Here is a 1,721-nt window from a genome sequence, read left to right as displayed (position 1 = left end):
TCGCCGACGTCCTCGGGCACGGCTCCGCCGGCGCCGTCGACCCCGAGCGCCCCCTGGGCGACCTGGGCGTGGACTCGCTGGCCGCGCTGGAACTGCGCAACCGGCTCGGCGCGGACACCGGGCTGCGGCTGTCCACCACCCTCACCTTCGACTACCCGACCTCCGACGCCCTCGCCCGGCACCTCTTCGCCGAGCTGGGTGTCGGGAGCGCCGCCGGCCCGGTCGACATCGAGGCCGAAGTGGTGCGCCTGGAGGAGGTGTTGGGCGGCGCGCTGGACTCGCCCGCGCTGGACGAGGAGCAGCGCGCCCGGGTGGCAGCCCGGCTGCGCACCCTCAGCGCCCGCTGGGACGGCACCGGGGAGTGGCGGGAGAACGGCGCCGGGCAGACCGGCGGGACGGGGCTGGAGACGGCCACGGCCGACGAGCTGTTCGGCATCCTGGACGACGAACTGGGCAGCTTCGGCTGACCGCGGCCGCACGGCACGCGGCCCCACCGGTGACCTCCCGGTGGGGCCGCGCGGCGGTTTCCCTCCCCGGACGGCGACGGGACGACGCCGTACCGCTCAGCCCGCCGACGAGTGGGTCTCGGCCCAGCGGTCCGACAGCTTGGGGATGCGATGTTCCAGCATTTTCGACGGCAGTTCCGCACGGCTGGCCACCTGCAACTTGCGGTAGACCCGGGTGAGGTGCTGCTCCACCGTGCTGATCGTGACGTGCAGCCGGGTGCTGATCTCGCGGTTGGTGTAGCCGAGCGCGGCCAGCCCGGCGACCCGGCACTCGGCGTCGCTGAGGAGGGCCTGGCCGTCCTCGGACTCGGCGGCGTCGGGCCGTACCGGATCCTCCAGCAGGTGCGCGTCGACCGGCGACTCGATCCGGCAGGCCTCGGCCTCCCGGGCCGCCTGCCGGGCCACCAGCCGGGCCCGGGCGTACTCGCCGAGTTCGTAGTGCGCGGCGGACAGGTCGGCGTACGCCTGGGCCAGCGCGTAGCGGTCGCCGCACCTCTTGAGCAGGTCGATCGCCTCCCGCAGCAGCGCGGCCCGGCGGTGCGGCTTGCAGGTCGCGGCCAGCAGCCGCAGGGCCATGGCCCGGGCCCGGGAGCTGTGCCCGCCGGGCAGTCGCAGCTGTTCCTCGGCCCACTCGCGGGCCGTGCGGGCCTTGCCGATCCGCAGGTTGGCCAGGGCCAGGTCGGACCGCCAGGGGATGCCTTTCTGGAGGTTCGGGTTGCCCTCGCGCAGCAGCCGTCCGCAGGTCTCGAAGTCGCCCAGCGCCGCGAACGGCCGGTCGGTGGCGAGGTGGTGGTGGCCGCGGGCCCGCAGGTACTGGATGCCGAACACGGTACGGAACATGGGTTCCGGCACATCGTGCCTGAGCAGTTCCTCGGCCTCGGCGTAGGAGCCGAGTGCGGTGTACGCGGAGACGGCCGTCGCCAGCGGCAGGCCGATGAGCACTCCCCAGCTCTGGGCGCCGAGGGTGCCGAGCGCGTCGAGCGCGCCCCGCGACGCGGTGGTCACATCCCCCTGGAGCAGGGCTATCTCGGCCCGGATGGAGCCGAGCAGGGCCCGCCAGGTCGTCGCCCGGCGCTCCACGGCGCGCTCCAGCAGCCCGTCGCAGGCGTCGGCGGCCAGCGCGGGCCGGTCGGCGTGGGCGATGGCGAGCAGGGACATCGCGACCAGTTCGAGGTTGAGATGGTCGAGCCGGTGCCCTTGCAGGGCCTGGGCGAC

Annotated in this window: 2 protein-coding genes; one reads left to right on the top strand and one right to left on the bottom strand. The window is 74.7% G+C overall.

The genetic code is table 11. The features are described from left to right. The coding region (locus H5J33_RS34185; protein ID WP_258565598.1) for an acyl carrier protein at window positions 1-467 on the top strand (467 nt) is incomplete at its 5' end. A 96-nt stretch (window positions 468-563) separates the two neighbouring features. On the opposite strand, the gene H5J33_RS34180 is transcribed toward H5J33_RS34185, so the two are convergent. Next, on the bottom strand, window positions 564-1,721 hold a 1,158-nt coding region (locus H5J33_RS34180), incomplete at its 5' end, for a helix-turn-helix transcriptional regulator (protein ID WP_181798547.1).

Origin of the sequence: Streptomyces sp. WELS2 (assembly GCF_013870595.1) — a bacterium.
In the GTDB taxonomy this organism is placed as follows: Bacteria; Actinomycetota; Actinomycetes; order Streptomycetales; family Streptomycetaceae; genus Streptomyces.
This window is presented reverse-complemented; position numbering and strand designations above follow the sequence as displayed.